This window comes from Streptococcus suis (assembly GCF_046032535.1).
Lineage (GTDB): Bacteria > Bacillota > Bacilli > Lactobacillales > Streptococcaceae > Streptococcus > Streptococcus suis_AK.
On sequence record NZ_JARQPL010000002.1, the window covers coordinates 61,660 to 80,093 of the forward strand.

The window sequence follows — 18,434 nt, forward strand, 5'->3', positions numbered from 1 at the left end:
TTTTATGGTTTTATTATAAGTTATGTAAGCGGAAACAAAAAGACCAAATAAAGCACAGGCTTGTGTTCACTCTTGGACTATTTACCAAAGTTTCTATTGACTACTTCTAAATCGTAAATTTTAAAAGACGATTTGGTTTCTGCCCACAAAATAAAAAAGAGGTCAAGAACCATAGGGTTCCTAACCTCTTGGGAGGAAAGCATATTATTCTTCTGATTTTTTATTTCTGCTTTGGGCAGCGACTGTCAGACCAAGTCCAGCAAGTCCGAGACTTAGAAGTGCCAAATCACTTTGATGGTCACCTGTAGCTGGTAGACTCGCCTTGCTTGTACCACTTGTCGCTTGTCCAGATGCTTGAGCAGTAGTAGAAAGACTCGGTTTTTCAGCCTCTTTCTTAGCCTCCATACTGCCTTTCACAACAATACGTGTTTCGCTATCAACAACTGTTTCTGATAACAAATTAGTAGCAACTACCTTACCATCAATCAAGACATCTTGATAGACCAAGACTCGCTTACCTGCCTTACCTTCTTGTAGGACATAGGATTGACCCTTAGCAAGAGTTGCATCATAGCGAACTTCCTCTGCAATCGGAAGGACAGATTCTTCTGTACGTTCTTTCCTAGTAACGTCTAGGGTTGGTTTTTCTTCAGCAATAGGTGCTGTATCTGGAACTTCTGTGATGATATAAGGCAAACGAATCACTGTTGCAGTCAATGGGGCAAGCACAACTGCGCTATCAGTCAACTCAACACCCACTAAATCAGACAATGCTTCTACACCTGCACGTTCACCATCGACCAGCACTTGACCCTTCAGCAATTCTTTGTAACTATCTGAAAGAACAAAGCTGCGCTCCTTGTTATCTGCGTTAACAAAGACAGCATAGCGGTCCCCATTGCTTGCAATGGTTTGATAGGCAATAACCACATCATTTTTAGCAATGCCATTTTGACCTGGAATTGAAATCAAGCTAACCTTCTGTTCAACTTCTTCTTTTGTTCCCAAACGGAAGGCATCTGTAGATTTGCGCAAGGCAATCAATCCTTTTGTAAAGGCCTGAGTACGGGTATTCTCTGGATAGAGCGCCTCATCTGTCGCTTTGGTCCAGTCAAACTTGTTGACCGCATCCGATGAATCGTAAGAGTCATGAATGTAGTATGGATAGTCAAATGGCGTTCCATCTGCATTGGTCAACAAATGCGCCTTGTTTGGTACCTTGTCCTCTGTAACTGGCTCCTTGTAATCAGGATGGCGGAACTGTTTGGTCCGTCCATACTCCTGACCAGAATGGATAAATGGTGTCCCTTGAGCAGTCAAGACTAGCAAATTACCCAAGCGTTGACGTTGGTGAATTTCAGTATAGTTTTCAGCAACTGACGGATCCTTCTTGATGGACTGAGCGATAATATCAAAGAGGGTCAAGTTGTCATGCGCAGCAATATACTGGATCACATCACCTGGATCATCTGCCAAGAAGTTGCCTGGTTGTGCCTTGATGTTATTGAAGACAGATTCTACACTCTTAGCACCGCCTGTGATAAAGGCTGGCTGACCTTCGTTTGGATAACCAGATTTAAGTGTGTTACGAATCTCATCTGAGAATACCGCAACCGTATCTGTTGAGCTCATCCAGTCTTGGTCCGCTGGCTGAACAGGCTGATTGGCATCACCTGTAAAGGTTCTCCATCCTTCACCAAGCATAATAATGTTTGGATTGAGTTTTTGAGCTTCAGTAAAGGCCTGCTCAATTGCTTCGGCATCATGGTCACCCATCATATCGAAACGGAAACCATCTACCTTAAACTCATCCACAAGATACTTGATGGAATCAACTAAGACACGACGGCTCATGTAGTGAGTGGTTCCCAGACGACCACCACCAAAGCTTGATTTAGCCGTACCATCTGCCTCCATGAAGTGGTAATAGTTTGGCTCCAAATCTTCAAACAAGAAGGTCTTGGAAGTGTGGTTATAGACCACATCCAAAATCACACCCATGCCTTGTTTGTGGATTTCATTGACTAGGTTTTTGAATTCCTCGATGCGTTTCATTGGATCGGTCGGATCTGTAGAATACATACCTGTAAAGGCAAAGTAGCTCTGTGGATCATAGCCCCAGTTGTAGTTGCTGTTGCTAGAAGCGTACTCGCTCATCCGCTCTGCATTTTTCAATTCATTGACATAATAGTAGCTCATAACTGGGAGCAGCTGAATATGGGTCACACCCAAGTCCTTAAGGTAGCTGAGTCGCTCTGCAAAGGCCGCAAAGGTACCGAACTGAGCTGTCAATTCATCGGAAATAGCAGGATCTGATGTGAAGTCACGGACATGAGCCTCATAGATAATGGCATCTTCACGCTGATTGAAGTTAGGAATTGTGGCATAGCCCAAGCCACTTGGACCAACTTCTGATGGATCCACAATCGCAGCTTTTGCAATACGATAAGATGGATCTGTATCTGCCAAATCACTATTCCACTCCGCTAAAGACTTAGCATATGGATCTAAAACAAGAACAGCTTGATCCCCACGAGTAATTTCATAATGGTAGTAGTAACCACGATAGTCCGCGATACCAAGACCTGATTGACCGTTTAATTCGAGGTCCCATTGTCCTTTATCGCCCTTGGTCATGGCCAATTTACCAACCACCTTAGACTGGTCATCCTTATCATAAAGAACAACTGCTACACTGTCTGCACTTGGAGACCAGAGAGTCATATCAACGACACTACCAGCCTGACGCACACGCGCACCAAGCTCCCCATCATAAGCATAGAGCTCATCCTTCAATTGCCAGCTCATAGTTGTTGTGAAACTATCATTGCCATATTTGAGGGTATAGCCCGCATTTTCTTGGTTGAAATCCCCGAGGACTCGCACCTTGTTGCTTGTAGCATCCAAGACAAGTTCCGTCACAGTCACTGTCTGGCCATTTTTATCTGTTACAGACAATTTCTCCAAGATGCTATGCTTATCCGCACCTTCCAGCGTTGTAAAGGCTGCTTCTAAAGCTGTTAGGCTAACATGAGAAACACCTGTTACACGGACATTGTTGACAAAATAAGGGTTGGTGTAAATAGTCGCATCATCATCCTTAAGGAAGATTTGTGTCTGATTTTTCAAATCTTTAAAGCTATAATCTTTCTGTTGAATCTTCACATCATCTCCTGACTTGCTTTCATCCAATAGCAGGAAGCCAATGGAACTTGGTAAATCTGTCAATTTGACATCAATATAGGCACCATACTTGCCTTGGTTTTCAAAATCAATACCATTTGGCCAGTCACCCAAGGCAACATCAGTCACATCTCCCCAGATCCAGAGACCTTTTTGGTCATAATTGCCATCGGTACGGAAGTAATTGATACGGATGTAGCCTTCTTTAAGCGGTTGATAGAGGCTGAGTTGGTAGTTTTCATCAAACCAAGCTTCATTCATCTTGGTGCTAATCCGTTCAATGGTCTTGTCACCTGTGATATTTTCACCAGAAGTGTTATTAATCAACAGACTAATCTTGCTGGCCGTTTCGTCTTTCATCTTGATATCCAGATAATAGCCATAGTCATCCTGTTTAGCCGTGCTGAAATTGGTTGCACCTGTTGGCCAAGCACCAACATCTGACGATGGTTTTTCGACATCATCCCATGTCCATAGACCTAGACTAGATAAATTATCAGATGGTAGGGTTTTAAAGTGAACACGGAAGTAGCCTGCTTCAATTGGCTCTTCAGTCGCTCCTTGCACACTTGCATTGACGATGTCACCTGCTTGAGTCTGAAGGAGCATGGTGCCACCTTGACCGATAGTTGGAAGTTCGACTTGAACAACCCATTTACCGTCTTTCTCGATAGCTTGATACGTTTTTCCTGTGTAGGCATCTGTGACCACTACATCCTTACCAGATACTTCAATTGCCATTTCCTTGCTCTCGGTATTGGTTGAGAAGACAAGATAGGCAGCTTGATCTTGGTAACTGCGTTTGCTGATAAGCCAACCTTGGCTATCATTTCCAGCAAGTGTGTTTGTATCACCACGTGAGAGCAATGTTGAATTGGCATTACGGAAAGCCAACAATTTCTGATAGTGATCTGTGATGTCGCTAGTCTCTACCTTGCTCCAATCGAAATCGTACCGGTTGTCATAAACTGGCCAGTTGTTTTGCCCAGATTGCCCGACTTCTTCGCCGTAGTAGATGACTGGCTGACCTTTAGCAGTAATCAAGAGACTAGCAGCCAATTTCAGTTTGTCCAGATTTCCTTCTTTTTCTGCACCACCGAGACTGTAGAGGAAACCATCTTCGTCGTGACTACCCAAGAATTGACCCAGAGAAGCTGCACTAGTCAGAACCTTGCTACGTTCTTCCAGCTCTTTTCCAGCTGCTTTTAGTTGACCATTGACCAGATATTTGGCAATATCCTTGAAGCCAAAGTCCAACAAGCTGTCCATAGTACCGATTCCCAAGTCACCCTTGGTATCCTTATAATTTGCTCCCCAAGTTTCACCAATCAAGTGGAAGTCAGGATCTCTATCTACCAATTCATTTTTGAAATGTTGCCATGTGGTATCATCAACGTGTTTGACTGTATCGACACGGAAGCCATAGATAGAGTTGCCCTTGGCAGTTGTTGAGCGTTCCAACCAAGATGCCTGCCAAGCAACCAACTGATTGCGAACAGCTGCTTCTTCTGTCTTGAAGTCTGGTAATCCAGATAATGAGCCTAATTGGTCATCTCCCTGCTTGTCTTCTTCCTTAGTCCGTACCATACCTGCAAAGGTTTCTTCTGTACCATAGCCAGCATGGTTAAGCACCACGTCAACAACAATGTTTATACCTTTTTCCGCCGCGGCATCAATCAATTCGTGGAAATCGGCTAAACTTCCCAAATGCGGATTAAGTTTCTCAAAATTGGATGCCCAATAACCATGGTAAGCATAGTACTCTCCATCTGTTGCGCTACCAACATTCTGTGGAATATTTTCAACAATTGGTGTCAACCAGATAGAATCCACACCCAATTCTTTCAAGTAATCCAGCTTGGCTGTCACTCCTTTGAAGTCTCCGCCCTGGTAAAGACCACGTGGGTTGGAGGCTGTTCCTTCCACTAGCTTGTCATTGCTGGTGTCTCCATTATAGAAACGGTCTGTCATCATGAAGTAGATGACTTGCTCGTCCCAGTCTTTTTCACCATCTGCCTTGATACGCTCTGTAATGGTCACATCCAATTTTGTTTCGTAGTAACCGTTGTCCTTGTCATAGACCTTTACAGGAAGACTATATGTCCCTGGCGCTGTGCTAGACGTCGCTTTAATGGTCACACGATTGAGTTCAGTAGAGATTGGCACAAGACCTCCGCCGATGGCACTTGTATCGACTTCCATTTTGACAATCTCAGCATTTTCAGGGTTGGTGACAGTTACAGATACCAAGCCGCTCTCATTGTAGTTGAATGGCGCTTTGCTACTAGCCTCAACCTTCACATTTTTTGTACCCGGAGTCGCTTTACTTGTATCGAGTTCTACTTTCTCTTCAATAAAATATGGATTGGTATAGACTTTGTCGTCGTCATTGCGAAGGAAAATTTGGCTATGCCGTTTACGATCTGCAAAGGCTAAATCAATGGTTTTATTGCCTGCCAAATCTGGATTATTCTGATTGATTAGCAGAAATCCAAGCTTGGAATCTAAACCGTTTGATAGAGGAATGTCAACATAAGCGCCGTATTTCCCAAGTTTAAAATCAACGGCACCTGTTGGCCAGTCGCTACTTGCTTCAGTTGTATCGCCCCAAGTCCAAACGCCCCAACCTTCATAATTATTGTCTTCACGGGTGTAGTTGATACGGAGGACATTTTCATCTTTGAGCGGCTCATAGCTAGACACGCTATAATCACTAGCAATCCAAGCCTCATTTTGTTCCGGAACAAGAAGCTCCACTTTCTGGTCCGATTCTGTTATTTTTTCCCCATTCTTGAGAACCAGATAACCAATCGTTCCTGGTGTCTCAGATTTTTTAATATCAACGTAATGGCCGTAGTCATCTACCTGACTGCTTGAAAAATTCGCTGTATCCGTTGGCCATTGATTACCATCGGACGGCTCTGCCACTCCTCCCCAAGTCCAAAGTCCTTGACTTTCTGGTGCTGTTTCATCTACATTTTCAAAGTGCAGACGAATACTGCCTTCTTCGATAGGAGCTTCCTCTGGAGCAGTTGCATCGGCTGTTTCTGTTACCGCTGTCGCTTCAGCTACCATAGAATCTGTAGCTTCTATCGCAGTTGTGGTCGCTTCTACCGCGCCGCCATCCTGTTCCGAAAGAGTCGTTGAACTAGTTGACGCAGGGAGGACAACTTCCTCTGCCTGCACTAGTTGACCTGCCCCACTTAAAAACAGAGCAGCCGCAATCCCAACAGAGGCTACACCTACATTTAGTTTACGAATGCCAAAAATCTGTTTCTTCTCTAGCATCCCTGTTCGTTTCATATTCTGAACGGATTTCTTTTTCATAGACTCCTCCATATAATACTCAATGAAAATCAAAAACAGACTAGGCGACGCAGATGCAGATAGAACTGAAGTTCATCAAATCAAGTCAACAACGTCTGATTTTGATTTTCGAAGAGTATGAATAAGTTTGAATTGTACACTACCAGTATATACAATTCTAAGGAGTTTTTGCAAACGTTTTCTTGAATGTTAGCGGTAACAAGTTTTAATCTACTATCTAACAAAAATAGAATAAATAGCTCCCCCTTCTTTTGCTCCTAGACCGCCCACTGACCAAAAAAAAGAGACTACTGAGGTGTAGTCTCCCTTTCAATTAGCGTCGCCTGACAGTAATGCCCCTGTCTAGCCAGAGGCTTGCCATCCAATATCGTCATTAAATGTTTGACGCTAAGAGCCCCCATTTGACGAATCGGCTGCTTCATCGTCGTCAAGGCTGGTCTGGACATCCGATCTAAAAAGAAGCCGTCAAAACCAATCACCCCAACGTCATTCGGAATAGACTTTCCTAGAGCTTGTAAACCTCTTGTAACCCCAAGAGCGAGACGATCCGATGCGCAGATAAAGCAGGTGTTTTCTGGTAAATAATCAAGATTTTTCACAAATTCTTCCGCAACACGAGAACGATTTTCCAATCGATAGAGATGAGTTTCTCGGCCCTGCATCGCATCTTTGTAGCCTTCTTCTCTCCCTTTTTCAAAGGCTTCTGGCAAGTCAATCCCTACAAAAACAATCCTCTCATAACCTTTTGATAAAGCAAACTGGGTTGCGGACCTAGTCGCCAAATGATTGTCTGAATCTACAAAAGGAAGGCCTTCTTGATTCTCCCCAAATAAAATCAATGGCTTCCGCAGCCCTTTCAACCAAGGGTAGTCATCCTTGCGAGCGCCAGTCACGATGTAACCATCACATTGATCAGTAATCTGACTTGGATTGGTCACCAACTGCAAAGTATAATTTCGATGATTGAGCTCATCAGCGATTCCTGCAAGAAGGTCGATATAGTACGGCTCTACCACATCCATCTTTTCGAGAATGACAGCCTGAACAATCAGCGTCCGTTGCTGGGCCAAGGCCTTGGCCGCCACATTTGGCTTATAGTTTAATTCTTCCATCGCAGCTGTTACGAGCGTCCGCAACTCTTTTGTAACTTGTTCTGGATGGTTGATGACACGCGAAACAGTCATCTTTGATACATTGGCTAACCTAGCCACATCAGTTAATGTCGTCATAGAACTCCTCCCTAATTCTATTTCTGTTGCTTATCTTTTAGCAGGCAAACAGTCAAAATTGCGCAAACGTTTTCTTTAGGTTATTATATACTATTTATTACTAAAAAGTAAAGACCTTTCGAATACATTTATCGTCATTTAGTTTTCCTTCTATTACTTCCTTAGTTCACCTTGCCTAACTTCATCTATGCCTGTGGCTCATCGCCTCGTTCTAAAAGTACTATATAAGAATACCCATTCCCTCTAAACAAAAAATACTCCAACCGCTAGACCAATCAATGTCTAACAATTGAAGTATCTTTGTCAAATTCTGTCCATTTTCTGTACGATTATGGAAATGAATAAGATAAATTAATTTGCTTAGCTTACTCAACATCTACCTTTTGAATGCGAGCTAAGAATTGCTTAGTACGTTCTTCTTTTGGCTGGTCAAAAATGTCTTCTGGTCGACCTTCTTCGACAATCCGACCACCATCTATAAATATGACTCGATCAGCTACCGCACGCGCAAAGCCCATCTCGTGCGTCACAACCACCATGGTCATACCTTCTTTTGCCAACTGCATCATGACAGCCAGGACTTCACCGATTAACTCAGGATCCAAGGCCGAGGTTGGTTCATCAAAATAGATGATCTCGGTCTCAGAACGTAGCCAAACTCCTAACAATATAAAAAATTGAAGAAGTTTGCGAAAGATAGCAAGTCATTAAACTCTTAGAAACATTTATATTTTGGTATTTCTGAGAGTTTTTTTATTTTCAACATAAAGAAAAAAGATTGAAGAAAATTATCCAAAATGGACTTTTTCTTCAATCTGAGACCTACTCGGTCTTTATATCTCATATTATAGTCGAATGAATTAGCTTTCAGACAAGGAACTGAGGTGCAGGTTGCTAGAACAGCATAAAGGCTGTTCTAGGTTGGAAATAAGACCTGCGAAGCAAGTCACTTTCGTAGAGTACGGCAAGACGAAAGTGACGATGTATCAAAGTTAATTCAAATGACTATAATTATACTCCAGCTGGTGGGTAAATATAGCTGACTGTTCCTTCGCTAGTCGTTGTTGGATCAAAGAAACCTCGGACATTACTTGGGTAGTATACTCCACCATAGTTTGATTCCTTAACTTGAATGTGACCGTTAGCTGCCACATCTGTTACATAGGCAACATGACCGTAACCTCCATCTGTCCATACAGCAATAGCGCCAACTTTTGGAATAGTTCCCACTTCATATCCAAGCGCTGTCGCACTAGCTGCCCAATCTCCACCATTACCCCAATAGTTTCCAACCCAAGGAGCCATTTCTTTGGCACCCCAAGTACACTGACCCGCTGGATAGGTATTAGCCGTATATTCCACAGCAACCTCTGACACCATATTGGTAGCCAAAGCAGCCTTTGCAGCGGCAGCAGCTTTGGCTGCTTTTTTTGCAGCTTCAACCTTTTTTGTTAACGCTGATACTGTCGGACTATCGCTTATAACTGTGTCATCTGCACTGACATTCACCATTCCCGACCATAAAAGATTTCCTATGAGGGCTGTAAACAGTCCCAATTTGAATTGTTTTTTTATCATTTGATAACTCATAATATTTGATTCCTTCGTGTTTTTCTGCCCTATCTATCCTAAGGGATAATCCTTGCAGAGAGCTTAAAGAAATGTAACAAATATTACAGACAACTTGCAATCTCTTAACAATTACAGTGTTCGGACTTTTTGTCAAAAAACGACCTCCAATACGGAAGTCGTTTTCTATTTAGCGTAATTATTTTCTCCTACTTCTAAGTACACTGAGTAAGATGAGCACCAAACCAGAAATAATATTGAGATACTTATTGCCATACAGCGGACTAATCGCAATCAGAAAAAAACCTAGTGCTAGTAAGAAGGGGGATTTATTTTTGGAAAACATTAGTCCTCACCAGCCTTCACCTTGTTGGCCGCAATGACAAATGGAGTCCAAATCAAGAAGGCAACAAAGAGGTTGAAGAGTGAAACCAGAGCCGCCATAATGTTACCACCTGTTGCCAGATAAGCATAGAGACCTGGCGGGGTAATCCAAGGTACAGCTAGAAAGACAGGAGGAATGAGTCCAGCAGCAGTCGCTAAATAAGCAATAGCAGCACAAACTGGAGGCACAATCAACCATGGAATGACAAAGAGTGGATTCAATACCATCGGAATACCAAAGGTAATCGGTTCATTGATATTAAAGACTCCCATCGGAGCTGATAGCTTAGCGACCATCTTGTATTCTTCCCGTTTAGAGAAGATGAAAATTGCAATAATCAACGCGAGGGTGACACCTGAACCACCCATCTGAGCGTAGGCATCAAAGGAACCGCGTGTCCAAAGCCAAGGCAAATCTGCAACACTTCTTGTTGCTTCATAGGCAGCAGTATTCTCATTCAGGGCGATGAGGTAAATTCCGTCCATAATCGGTGCCAGGACATTGTGTCCATGCAAACCAAAAAACCAGAAAAGTTGAACGAGGAAGGTCAGGAGTACGACTGAACCAAGCCCTTGTGATAAACCAAGCAACGGCATCTGAATGTAGGTTGATACCACATCACTCAGGGACTGACCAGATACAGAAAATACGAGGTAAGCCACGATAGAAGAAACATAAATCGCTGCCGTTCCTGGGATAATCGCTGCAAAAGCCTTGTTAACTGCAGGTGGAACAGAGTCTGGTAGCTTGATGATGATATTGCGTTTCACCAAACTTGCATAAACAAAGGTTGCCAAGAAACCAATAAACATGGCTGTGAAGAGACCAGTTGCACCTCCATATTTCAAGGCGATTGCTCCCCACTCACTGGTTTCCAATACAGAAACACCATCAGTGGTAACAATGGTCAAACCAAGTTCTTCCAAAGCAGTGATAACCGATTTGTCCACCCCTTCTAAAGCGGTTGAAATGGTGAGGCTTTGAGGAATAGTTGAAATGAAGGAGGCGAAGGAAATCAAACCACCCGCCAAAGGATTGACCTTATACATGAGCGACAAATTGTAACCAAAGGTAAAGGCAAAAACAAGCGCCATGATGCCAATGGTTCCAAAATAAACGTAACCATTGATGTTAATAATTGGCTGCATGGCCTCTGCAAAACCTGTCCAGCCCATATTGTTTGGAATATCCCTCAGAAAGACATTCAAAAGAACGGCCACCGTACCTGCCATGGTAATAGGCATCATGGAAATAAAGGAATCACGAATGGCAATCAAATGACATTGCGAGCCGATTTTTCCTGATATTTCCATAAACTTTTCAGAAATATTTGACATAATCTGTCTCCTTTTCTATTTTTTTATTGTTGTATAAACAAAATCACGATGTCGAAGCACCTTCTTTAGAATACCGAATCAGTGCTTCTAATTGAGCATCTGTCTGCCGTTTCAAACTCTTAGAGAAGACTTTCTCCATTAAGAAGTAGTTGCCTCTCATAAATAAGTCTGCTGCTTCCATTTCATAAGAGTATTCAATCTCTGTTTGATTGTCCTCCAAAGCGTGCAAATCATAGCAGATATGCTCTTTTCCTCGATTGGAATGAAAGCAAACAGCATAACGATAGGGGGCAAGAAATTCCTCTACACGCACCTTAACACTATGCTCTCCTTTGTCTCCAAATGTTTTTACATAGGTCAAACCTTCCTGGATATCTTGATCAAGAAGAGGACGTCCAGTATTTTGCTGATAATCCTCTTTCAAGGAGCGACCAATCGCAGCAAATAATTGTTCAATTGGAACCTGTCCTATTTTTTTGATTTTCATACCTGTCCTCCTATCTCCGTCATCCAACAAGGTAGCCTAGCCACAATTCTTCTGTTCAGCTAAACGCTTATAGAGCTCCACTACTTCCTTGGCCATATCAATAAATGTCAAGGCATTCATCAAGTGGTCTTGTCCATGCACCATTAGCAAGGTCACTTCCACTCCTTGCCCACCAGCCTCTTGGGCTAGTAGACCTGTTTGTGACTTGTGGGCAATATTTAGGGAGGTATTTGCTTCTTGAAGCAAGTGCTCTGCCGTCTGGAAATCCTCCTGCTTGGCCGCTTGAATCGCCTGAACAGCATAGCCTTTTGCCTCTCCCCCATACATAATAAGCCCCATAATCGCTTCTAAGTATTCCGGAGAGTTCATACTAGTCCTCCATTAGTGCCAACGCTGCATCAAGCACCTTGGCACCGTTCATCACCCCATAATCCATCATATTGATTGCATCCACCTTGATCGCAGGCTCGAACTTAGCCTTGTAGTCATTTAGCAAAAATTTAACCTGTGGACCTAGCAAAAGGACATCAATCTCCTTTTGACTAACTTCACTATCAGCTTCTGACACAGGGACTGCCCAAATCGTTGCCTTTATCCCCTTTTCTTCTGCGGATTTCTGCATCTTGGTCACCAACATACTAGTAGACATACCAGCATTGCACACTAACATAATTTGTTTCATAAAAAACTCCTCCTATCCCTGTTTCTGAATCAAGGGAATAAATATATCGACTAATTCCTGATAGCTAGGATTTTGCACTAGCCTTTCTTGCAAGGACCTGTCTTGGACAAATTCAACCAGACAAGGTGAAATATACTTCAGATGCGGATTCCGCCCTTTAGACGGGGATAGAAGAAAGACAAACTGCACCTTCTTCCCCTCTTCCCATTCAACCGCTTCCTTACAAACTCCAACCACAATCTGCTCAGAGAAAGTCAGTGGAATAGCTGGATGCGGAAAGGCCAATAGTTCTCCAAAAACGACCGAGCTATAGGACTCTCTCACATTTACCTGTTCCCTAAATTGTTCCACAAAGCCTGATTCCTTGGCTTCATCCAAGCGCGCTATTAGTTGCAACAAGGTCCTATCTCGACTCATCTTTTTTTCCAAAGAGACTATTCGCAAGGGTGAAAATACAGCCTCTGCAATCTGTCTCGCCTGCTCTTCCTCCATAGGTAAAGCCTCGTTCTGCTCAACTCGGACAGGTGTCACTTGTTGAAGATAGGAACGAATTGCCTCGATATCCTGCTCTGACAGGAAAACACTGACGGTGATGACGGGTGTCAGGAAAATTAAATTGGACAAGCTAATCGAAGAAATAATCAGGTCTACATCTCTTAAACCTTCTTCTGTTACCTCATAGTAACTCACAACATCTGCAATTTCCAAGCTTGTTGCAAATTCCTTTTCCAAACGATTTCGCAACATTAAAGCGCTTCCAATCCCAGTCGCACAGACGACCAATACCCGCAACTTTTTCCGACCCTCGTATCGCTCAATCGCAGCCAATACATGCAGGGTCAGATAGGCCCATTCGTCATCCGAAATACTATAGGCAGCCAAGGTTGGCATAGAAGCAAAAGCTTGCTTGGTCAGCTCAAATACTTCTATATAATCCCTCTGGATATCAGCCACCAAGGGATTAGCCAACTGAATCTGGTGCTCCAACCGCGTCCGTAAGGGAAGCAAATGAGCGACAATCCCCTTGAAAAGCTGTCGATCTTTTAACAAATCCAGACCAGTCAACTGAGAGAGAGTCTGTAAACAAGTTTCAACTCCTTCCTCCAAACCGTCCTCCAAGTCTGAAAGCTGACTAGGGTTCCCCGTCAACTTGACCTTCAGGTGTAGAGCGATATAGTTGGCTTCTTCTACAGGAATCTCCACTTGAAACTCTGTTTCAATTCGTTCGATAATTCGTCCAGCAACCTGATACTCCTTGGAAGATTGAATCTGATCAGATATTGGAAATCGCTCTAAACTAGCTCCCCCCTTCATTCGTTGTAAGAGCAGAGCGATATGAAGAACCAGGTTTTGCATCACAAAATCAGACAGGCGAAGTTTGGCATCGCGGCACTCATCCAAGACAATCAACATCAGGTCTGTAAACCGAATGTCTGGCAGGAGCTGATTTTCCACCAAACCATAAAGAGACTGACCATTCCCTTGTCCAAAAAAGTAATCCATGATGAAGTGCCGAATAGCAGGCTCCTCCCCGCTTAATTCTACACCTCTCCGTGTGAACAACAGTTCCAGTTGGTAAGGAACAAATAAATTGCGAATATCCGCGATGATAGAATGCAGGGTTGTTTTTCCGATAAACAGCTCTCGTTGCAAACGATCCATGGACTGAATTGGATTTTCAAATAATAACTTACTTAAAACATACCGTTGTCGGTCCGTCGCTTCCTCCAGTTGCCGTAAGTCCGTCACCTGCTTTTTCAACCGTAGCTGTTCTTGCCAAAACATTTCAAACTCAACCGGTCTCTCTACCAGCAAACAGTAGCCCTTACTTTGTTTGGACAAAATAGAAGCACCGCTAACCTCTAGCGAAAGAGAGAGTTGCTGGACATACTTTCTTGCTGTTCGATCACTGACACCCAAAGCCTTTGCCAGTTCTGCACTAGATACAAAGTCCCCTTGTTTTTCCAGTAAATAATCTACCAGACGAACTTCTTTTTTAGATAGCATACTCCCTCCTCTCCGCAAGATTTATACGAAATATAACAAGACTAGTAAGCTAGAGCCTGTTGATAAAAACATATTTTTATATTTCTATTGTAGCATATCCTCAGGCTACAAGGGTTCTCTTTTTTTCCGTATTGTTAATGAAAGGAATCGGACGCAACGATTCGCAATCGAAAGGATTGCCAAGGCTTGATAAAAGCGAGCAAGGGCAGATAGTCAGGGCAAATTCGTCCAACCCGATTCACTTTTGAACTAACGGTAAACTCCCTCAAAGCTATTTGTAACTCTCCCTTGTAACGACCATATAGATCATTGTCAATCAAGACATCCCCTCGCTGCACAAGCGTTTTCCTATCTGTATGTGCAGGAATGGTCGCATCCTTGTAGACAACACGGGGCATGGTCGACCGAAGTAGGTAAGCTGAAATGTCCCCACGATAGATATGGTGAAACTCAATGATTTCCCGCTCCACAGCTGTCACTTGCCCAGTAAGGTCTACAGGTAAACAAATGTCCTCTTCTTTCAAGATAGATTGAATAGACTGGAGCTCCTCCTCCGAGATGAACTGATTGGAGACGAGAATACAGTCAATCAAACCTGTCGCCTTGAGCCAGGCAATCTGAAGAGGTAAGGTCTGGTTGCGATGCTCCTCCAAGGTAGGTAGACCTTCTGACAAGGGCCAAGGCCCTTCCGTTGCAGACTGGGCAGTCACAAAAGCTGCCGTCTGTATGCCTTCTTGGTGATAGAAAGAAGACATTTCTAAAAAATGCTCTTCTGATAGTCCTGTATAGGCGTGAGGATAGAAATTATGACAGGCAACAATGTTATCCCTATTTGCCTCACTAGCTAGCAGTTGCGTCAGTAAGACCTTATCGGTACTCAGATTTAGTTCAATCTTGAGCCCGTAAGGATTCTGTGTCAAGCTGACAATCTCCTCCAAAGGCAAGGCCTCGTCCAGCCGAATCCCTGTCAGCCCTAAACCATGGGCTTCTTCAATGAGTGATTTCTGCCAGCCCTGTGCCTCTATAAAACTCGGACTAAGATCCGCAATCACGACTATCCCCAACTGACGAGCATAGGCAATCAAGTCCCGATAGAGTTGCAAGGCTTCTTGGGCATTCCCCCCAAGCTGCAAGAGGCTCATAAACATCCTCCGTGCTCCATAACGCCCCAGCAAGTCTATATAAGCCTTAGACTCTTCCAGAGAATAGTTTTCTGGATAGATTGAAAAACCAAATTGCACCATTGCTCCTCCTAACGACTAAATCCATTGGCATCACTCAGCGCCTTAAACCAACGTCCCGATTTCTTAATCCTACGCTCCTGAGTCTCCAAATCCAACTCGACCAGCCCATAACGATTTTTGTAGGCATTGAGCCAAGACCAACAATCAATAAAGGTCCACAACATATAACCCTTGCAGTTAGCCCCTTCCTCAATAGCCCGATGTAATTCTATCAAGTGATCTTCAATAAATTCAATCCGATAATCATCCTGAATGACCTCATCTTGCCGAAAAGCCACTTCACCCTCTACTCCCATACCATTTTCAGTGACTAACCACTCAATATTGTTGTATTGGTCCCGAATATTGATTGCGATATCGTAGATTCCTTTTTCATAGATTTCCCAACCTCGATGCGGATTGATTTTTTTCCCTGGCATATCGTAAGGTGCGAAGAAGTGCTCTGGAGTCAAAACCTCTCCCTCTTTCCAGACCTTTGTCGGTGCCTGTACACGAAGGGGTTGGTAATAGTTGACACCTAAAAAATCTACCCGATTTTCCCTAATAATCGCCAGCTCTTCCTCGCTGGTTTCAGGACTCAATCCGTATGCCGCAATCAAGTCAACCAAGTCCCTCGGGTATTCTCCCAATACAGAAGGATCTAAGAAGCTCTTGGTTTGGAAGAGCTCAGCTATTTTAGCTGCCTTGACATCATCAGGATGCTCACTTCGAGGATAGGCCGGTGTCAGATTCAGGACAATTGCAATTTTCTTCTCCGAATTCACTTCATGACAGGCTTTTACTGCCAAGGAACTAGCCAACTGAGTATGGTAGGCAACAGCAACTGCTGCCTTGGCATCCACCTTACAAGGATAATGATAATCCCCTAGATAGCCGCACTCAACTGGAACAATCGGCTCATTAAAGGTAATCCAACGATCTACTAGGTCGTCAAACAATTCAAAACAAGTACGAGCATAGGCTTCATATGCCCAAACAATATCCTTGTTCTCCCAGCCTCCTTGCTCCTGTAAAGCATAGGGAAGATCAAAATGATAGAGATTAACAAACAGCTGAATCCCTTTTTCTTTTATCAAAGAAAATACAGAACGATAAAAAGTCACAGCCTCCTGATTAACCTCTCCAACACCCTTTGGAAATAACCGCGACCACTGAATCGATGTCCTAAATACTATGTGTCCAGTTTCAACCAATAACTCGATATCCTTTTTGAAATTCTTATAGAAAGTGGAAGTCCTCTCTGGACCTACTTTCCCATGGAAACGTTCTGGCTCAATGCTGTACCAGTAGTCCCAATTATTCTGTCCTTTTCCATCGCCCAGCTCAGTCCCCTCACTCTGCGGACCCGATGTAGAAGTCCCCCACAAAAAACCTTCTGGAAAATGATAAACTACCTTATCCTCTGTCATAACCAATTCCTTTCTTCTTTATCTGATCGATGACACTCCTAAATTGTGGCAAGTACGCCTCATGTGCCACTAGTAATTCTTGTAAGACACGCTCTGCCAATTCTCCATTCGGAATCAGAGGATTGAGAGCAAAAGCCTGTAAAGCCAAAGCGTAGTCTCCTGTCATTGCAGCCCCAACAGTTGCCAACTCCATTTGCTTCATTTGCTGCAAGTATCCCCTGACCACCATCGGTGTTTTGGGACATACCAAAGGAAGCGCACCCTGGGCAGTAATGACAGACGAGACTTCGACTACACAGTCCTCTGGCAGATAAGAAATCACTCCCCTATTAACCGTCGAAACCGTCATAATTTCCTTGCTGTCGTTGTATATAGCACAAATGAGTTGACAGGCAACATCGCTATAATAAGCACCACCGCGTTGCTCCAGTTGCTTAGGCTTACGGTCCAAATTTGAATCCCTGTAGAGCTCAAACAACTCTTCTTCGACCTCTTGAACAACCTGAGCCCGCACCTTCCCTTGACGATACTGGTCTAAGGTATCTGCCAACATCTCCTTTTCTAAAAAGTAGTAACGGTGGTAATCACAGGGCAACAGACCAATCGACTGCAAGAAGGGGAATGAAAAATCTAAATTGGTAATATTTTTAACAACCTCCTGATTCCCTCTTGAGTTACCGTATAAAGCTTCCATGACCTCACCAGTACGATTCTGGCCCGTTTGATCCCAAACTTCATGAAAATGGAAATGGTTTAATCCAACATGATTGGTTTGAATCGATTCCTCAGGCAGATTCAAAATCTGAGCTGCCGTCTTTTTCTGACCAATCGGAATATTGCATAAGCCAATCACCCTGTTCCACTGCAGTTCATTAACAATCGCTTCCGTTACTATGCCTGCAGGATTGGTAAAATTAATCAACCAAGCATCTGGACACAGCTCTTTCATGTCTGCAATAATACCCTTATAGGCCTCTATGGTCCGAAATGCCTTAAAGATGCCGCCTGCCCCATTGGTTTCCTGTCCAAGTAGACCATGACTCAGAGGAATTGTCTCATCGATATAGCGTGCCTGTAACTGACCAACTCGGAACTGAGATGTCACAAAGTCTGCTCCCTTCAAAGCAGCCCTTCGATCCAGTGTCTCCTCTATTTTCCAGTCTAATCCAGCCTTTCTGACCATTCGACGTGCCAAATCAACAACTATCTTCTGCTTTTCCACCCCAGCTTCAACATCTACAAACCACCATTCTCGGATGGGTAGTTGCTGATGCCGCAAAATCATACCTTCAACTAGCTCAGGAGTATAGCTCGATTCGCCACCGAGTGTGACTAATTTGATTGATTTCACGACCTGTTCTCCTTTTTTATTCATATATTCTTATTATATTCCTGTTTCTACCTTTTGTAAACGCGTACACTTCCTGTCTTTTTCCGTAATATAAAGGAAACTCCCCTCAAGACAGCCAAAAACGACCTCCAATACGGAAGTCGTTTTCTTGTTATTTACATTTATTTCGCTAGGATATTCACTAATTTGGTTACTTCACAACAATATTCACCAATTTAGTTGGC

At 43.4% G+C, this 18,434-nt stretch carries 11 protein-coding genes and 1 pseudogene; all 12 read right to left on the minus strand.

Annotated features, from left to right (window positions below; translation table 11 throughout):
- Positions 1-204 precede the first annotated feature (204 nt).
- The 12 genes and pseudogenes from P7J58_RS01190 to P7J58_RS01245 all read right to left on the minus strand — a co-directional run bounded on the left by P7J58_RS01190 (position 205) and on the right by P7J58_RS01245 (position 18,234).
- A complete protein-coding gene (locus P7J58_RS01190; RefSeq protein ID WP_408555436.1) occupies positions 205-6,510 on the minus strand; it encodes a pullulanase in 6,306 nt (2,101 codons plus the stop codon).
- A gap of 287 nt (positions 6,511-6,797) precedes the next feature.
- Entirely contained in the window at positions 6,798-7,739 is a 942-nt protein-coding gene (locus tag P7J58_RS01195) for a LacI family DNA-binding transcriptional regulator (RefSeq protein ID WP_408555435.1), read from the minus strand.
- 365 nt (positions 7,740-8,104) lie between these two features.
- A pseudogene (locus P7J58_RS01200) lies at positions 8,105-8,368 on the minus strand (amino acid ABC transporter ATP-binding protein); the annotation flags it as partial.
- Between the two features lie 382 nt (positions 8,369-8,750).
- The gene (locus P7J58_RS01205) at positions 8,751-9,329 is read right to left on the minus strand and encodes a CHAP domain-containing protein (protein WP_002939856.1); all 579 of its coding nucleotides are present in this window, start codon (positions 9,327-9,329) and stop codon (positions 8,751-8,753) included.
- A gap of 324 nt (positions 9,330-9,653) precedes the next feature.
- Positions 9,654-11,030 carry a PTS sugar transporter subunit IIC gene (locus P7J58_RS01210; protein WP_408555434.1) on the minus strand — a complete coding sequence of 459 codons (1,377 nt, stop codon included), beginning with the start codon at positions 11,028-11,030 and terminating at the stop codon, positions 9,654-9,656.
- Between the two features lie 43 nt (positions 11,031-11,073).
- Positions 11,074-11,517, minus strand: a complete 444-nt coding sequence (locus tag P7J58_RS01215; RefSeq protein ID WP_029174131.1) for a DUF3284 domain-containing protein — start codon at positions 11,515-11,517, stop codon at positions 11,074-11,076.
- 36 nt (positions 11,518-11,553) lie between these two features.
- Positions 11,554-11,886 carry a PTS lactose/cellobiose transporter subunit IIA gene (locus P7J58_RS01220; RefSeq protein ID WP_044776254.1) on the minus strand — a complete coding sequence of 111 codons (333 nt, stop codon included), beginning with the start codon at positions 11,884-11,886 and terminating at the stop codon, positions 11,554-11,556.
- 1 nt (position 11,887) lies between these two features.
- Positions 11,888-12,199, minus strand: a complete 312-nt coding sequence (locus tag P7J58_RS01225) for a PTS sugar transporter subunit IIB (protein ID WP_172104442.1) — start codon at positions 12,197-12,199, stop codon at positions 11,888-11,890.
- A gap of 12 nt (positions 12,200-12,211) precedes the next feature.
- The gene (locus tag P7J58_RS01230) at positions 12,212-14,206 is read right to left on the minus strand and encodes a BglG family transcription antiterminator (protein WP_408555431.1); all 1,995 of its coding nucleotides are present in this window, start codon (positions 14,204-14,206) and stop codon (positions 12,212-12,214) included.
- A gap of 134 nt (positions 14,207-14,340) precedes the next feature.
- The gene (locus P7J58_RS01235) at positions 14,341-15,450 is read right to left on the minus strand and encodes a DUF871 domain-containing protein (protein WP_408555430.1); all 1,110 of its coding nucleotides are present in this window, start codon (positions 15,448-15,450) and stop codon (positions 14,341-14,343) included.
- 8 nt (positions 15,451-15,458) lie between these two features.
- Entirely contained in the window at positions 15,459-16,859 is a 1,401-nt protein-coding gene (locus P7J58_RS01240; protein WP_408555428.1) for a glycoside hydrolase family 1 protein, read from the minus strand.
- The gene (locus P7J58_RS01245) at positions 16,846-18,234 is read right to left on the minus strand and encodes a 6-phospho-beta-glucosidase (protein WP_408555427.1); all 1,389 of its coding nucleotides are present in this window, start codon (positions 18,232-18,234) and stop codon (positions 16,846-16,848) included. Before P7J58_RS01245 ends, P7J58_RS01240 begins: the two co-directional genes overlap by 14 nt.
- Positions 18,235-18,434 lie beyond the last annotated feature (200 nt).

Bases quoted from the DNA above. Each gene is read 5' to 3' on its own strand.
- P7J58_RS01195 (WP_408555435.1), bottom strand. From the start codon at position 7,739: ATGACGACATTAACTGATGTGGCTAGGTTAGCCAATGTATCAAAGATG.
- P7J58_RS01220 (WP_044776254.1), bottom strand. From the start codon at position 11,886: ATGAACTCTCCGGAATACTTAGAAGCGATTATGGGGCTTATTATGTAT.
- P7J58_RS01205 (WP_002939856.1), bottom strand. From the start codon at position 9,329: ATGAGTTATCAAATGATAAAAAAACAATTCAAATTGGGACTGTTTACA.
- P7J58_RS01230 (WP_408555431.1), bottom strand. From the start codon at position 14,206: ATGCTATCTAAAAAAGAAGTTCGTCTGGTAGATTATTTACTGGAAAAA.
- P7J58_RS01215 (WP_029174131.1), bottom strand. From the start codon at position 11,517: ATGAAAATCAAAAAAATAGGACAGGTTCCAATTGAACAATTATTTGCT.
- P7J58_RS01190 (WP_408555436.1), bottom strand. From the start codon at position 6,510: ATGAAAAAGAAATCCGTTCAGAATATGAAACGAACAGGGATGCTAGAG.
- P7J58_RS01235 (WP_408555430.1), bottom strand. From the start codon at position 15,450: ATGGTGCAATTTGGTTTTTCAATCTATCCAGAAAACTATTCTCTGGAA.
- P7J58_RS01240 (WP_408555428.1), bottom strand. From the start codon at position 16,859: ATGACAGAGGATAAGGTAGTTTATCATTTTCCAGAAGGTTTTTTGTGG.
- P7J58_RS01225 (WP_172104442.1), bottom strand. From the start codon at position 12,199: ATGAAACAAATTATGTTAGTGTGCAATGCTGGTATGTCTACTAGTATG.
- P7J58_RS01210 (WP_408555434.1), bottom strand. From the start codon at position 11,030: ATGTCAAATATTTCTGAAAAGTTTATGGAAATATCAGGAAAAATCGGC.
- P7J58_RS01245 (WP_408555427.1), bottom strand. From the start codon at position 18,234: ATGAATAAAAAAGGAGAACAGGTCGTGAAATCAATCAAATTAGTCACA.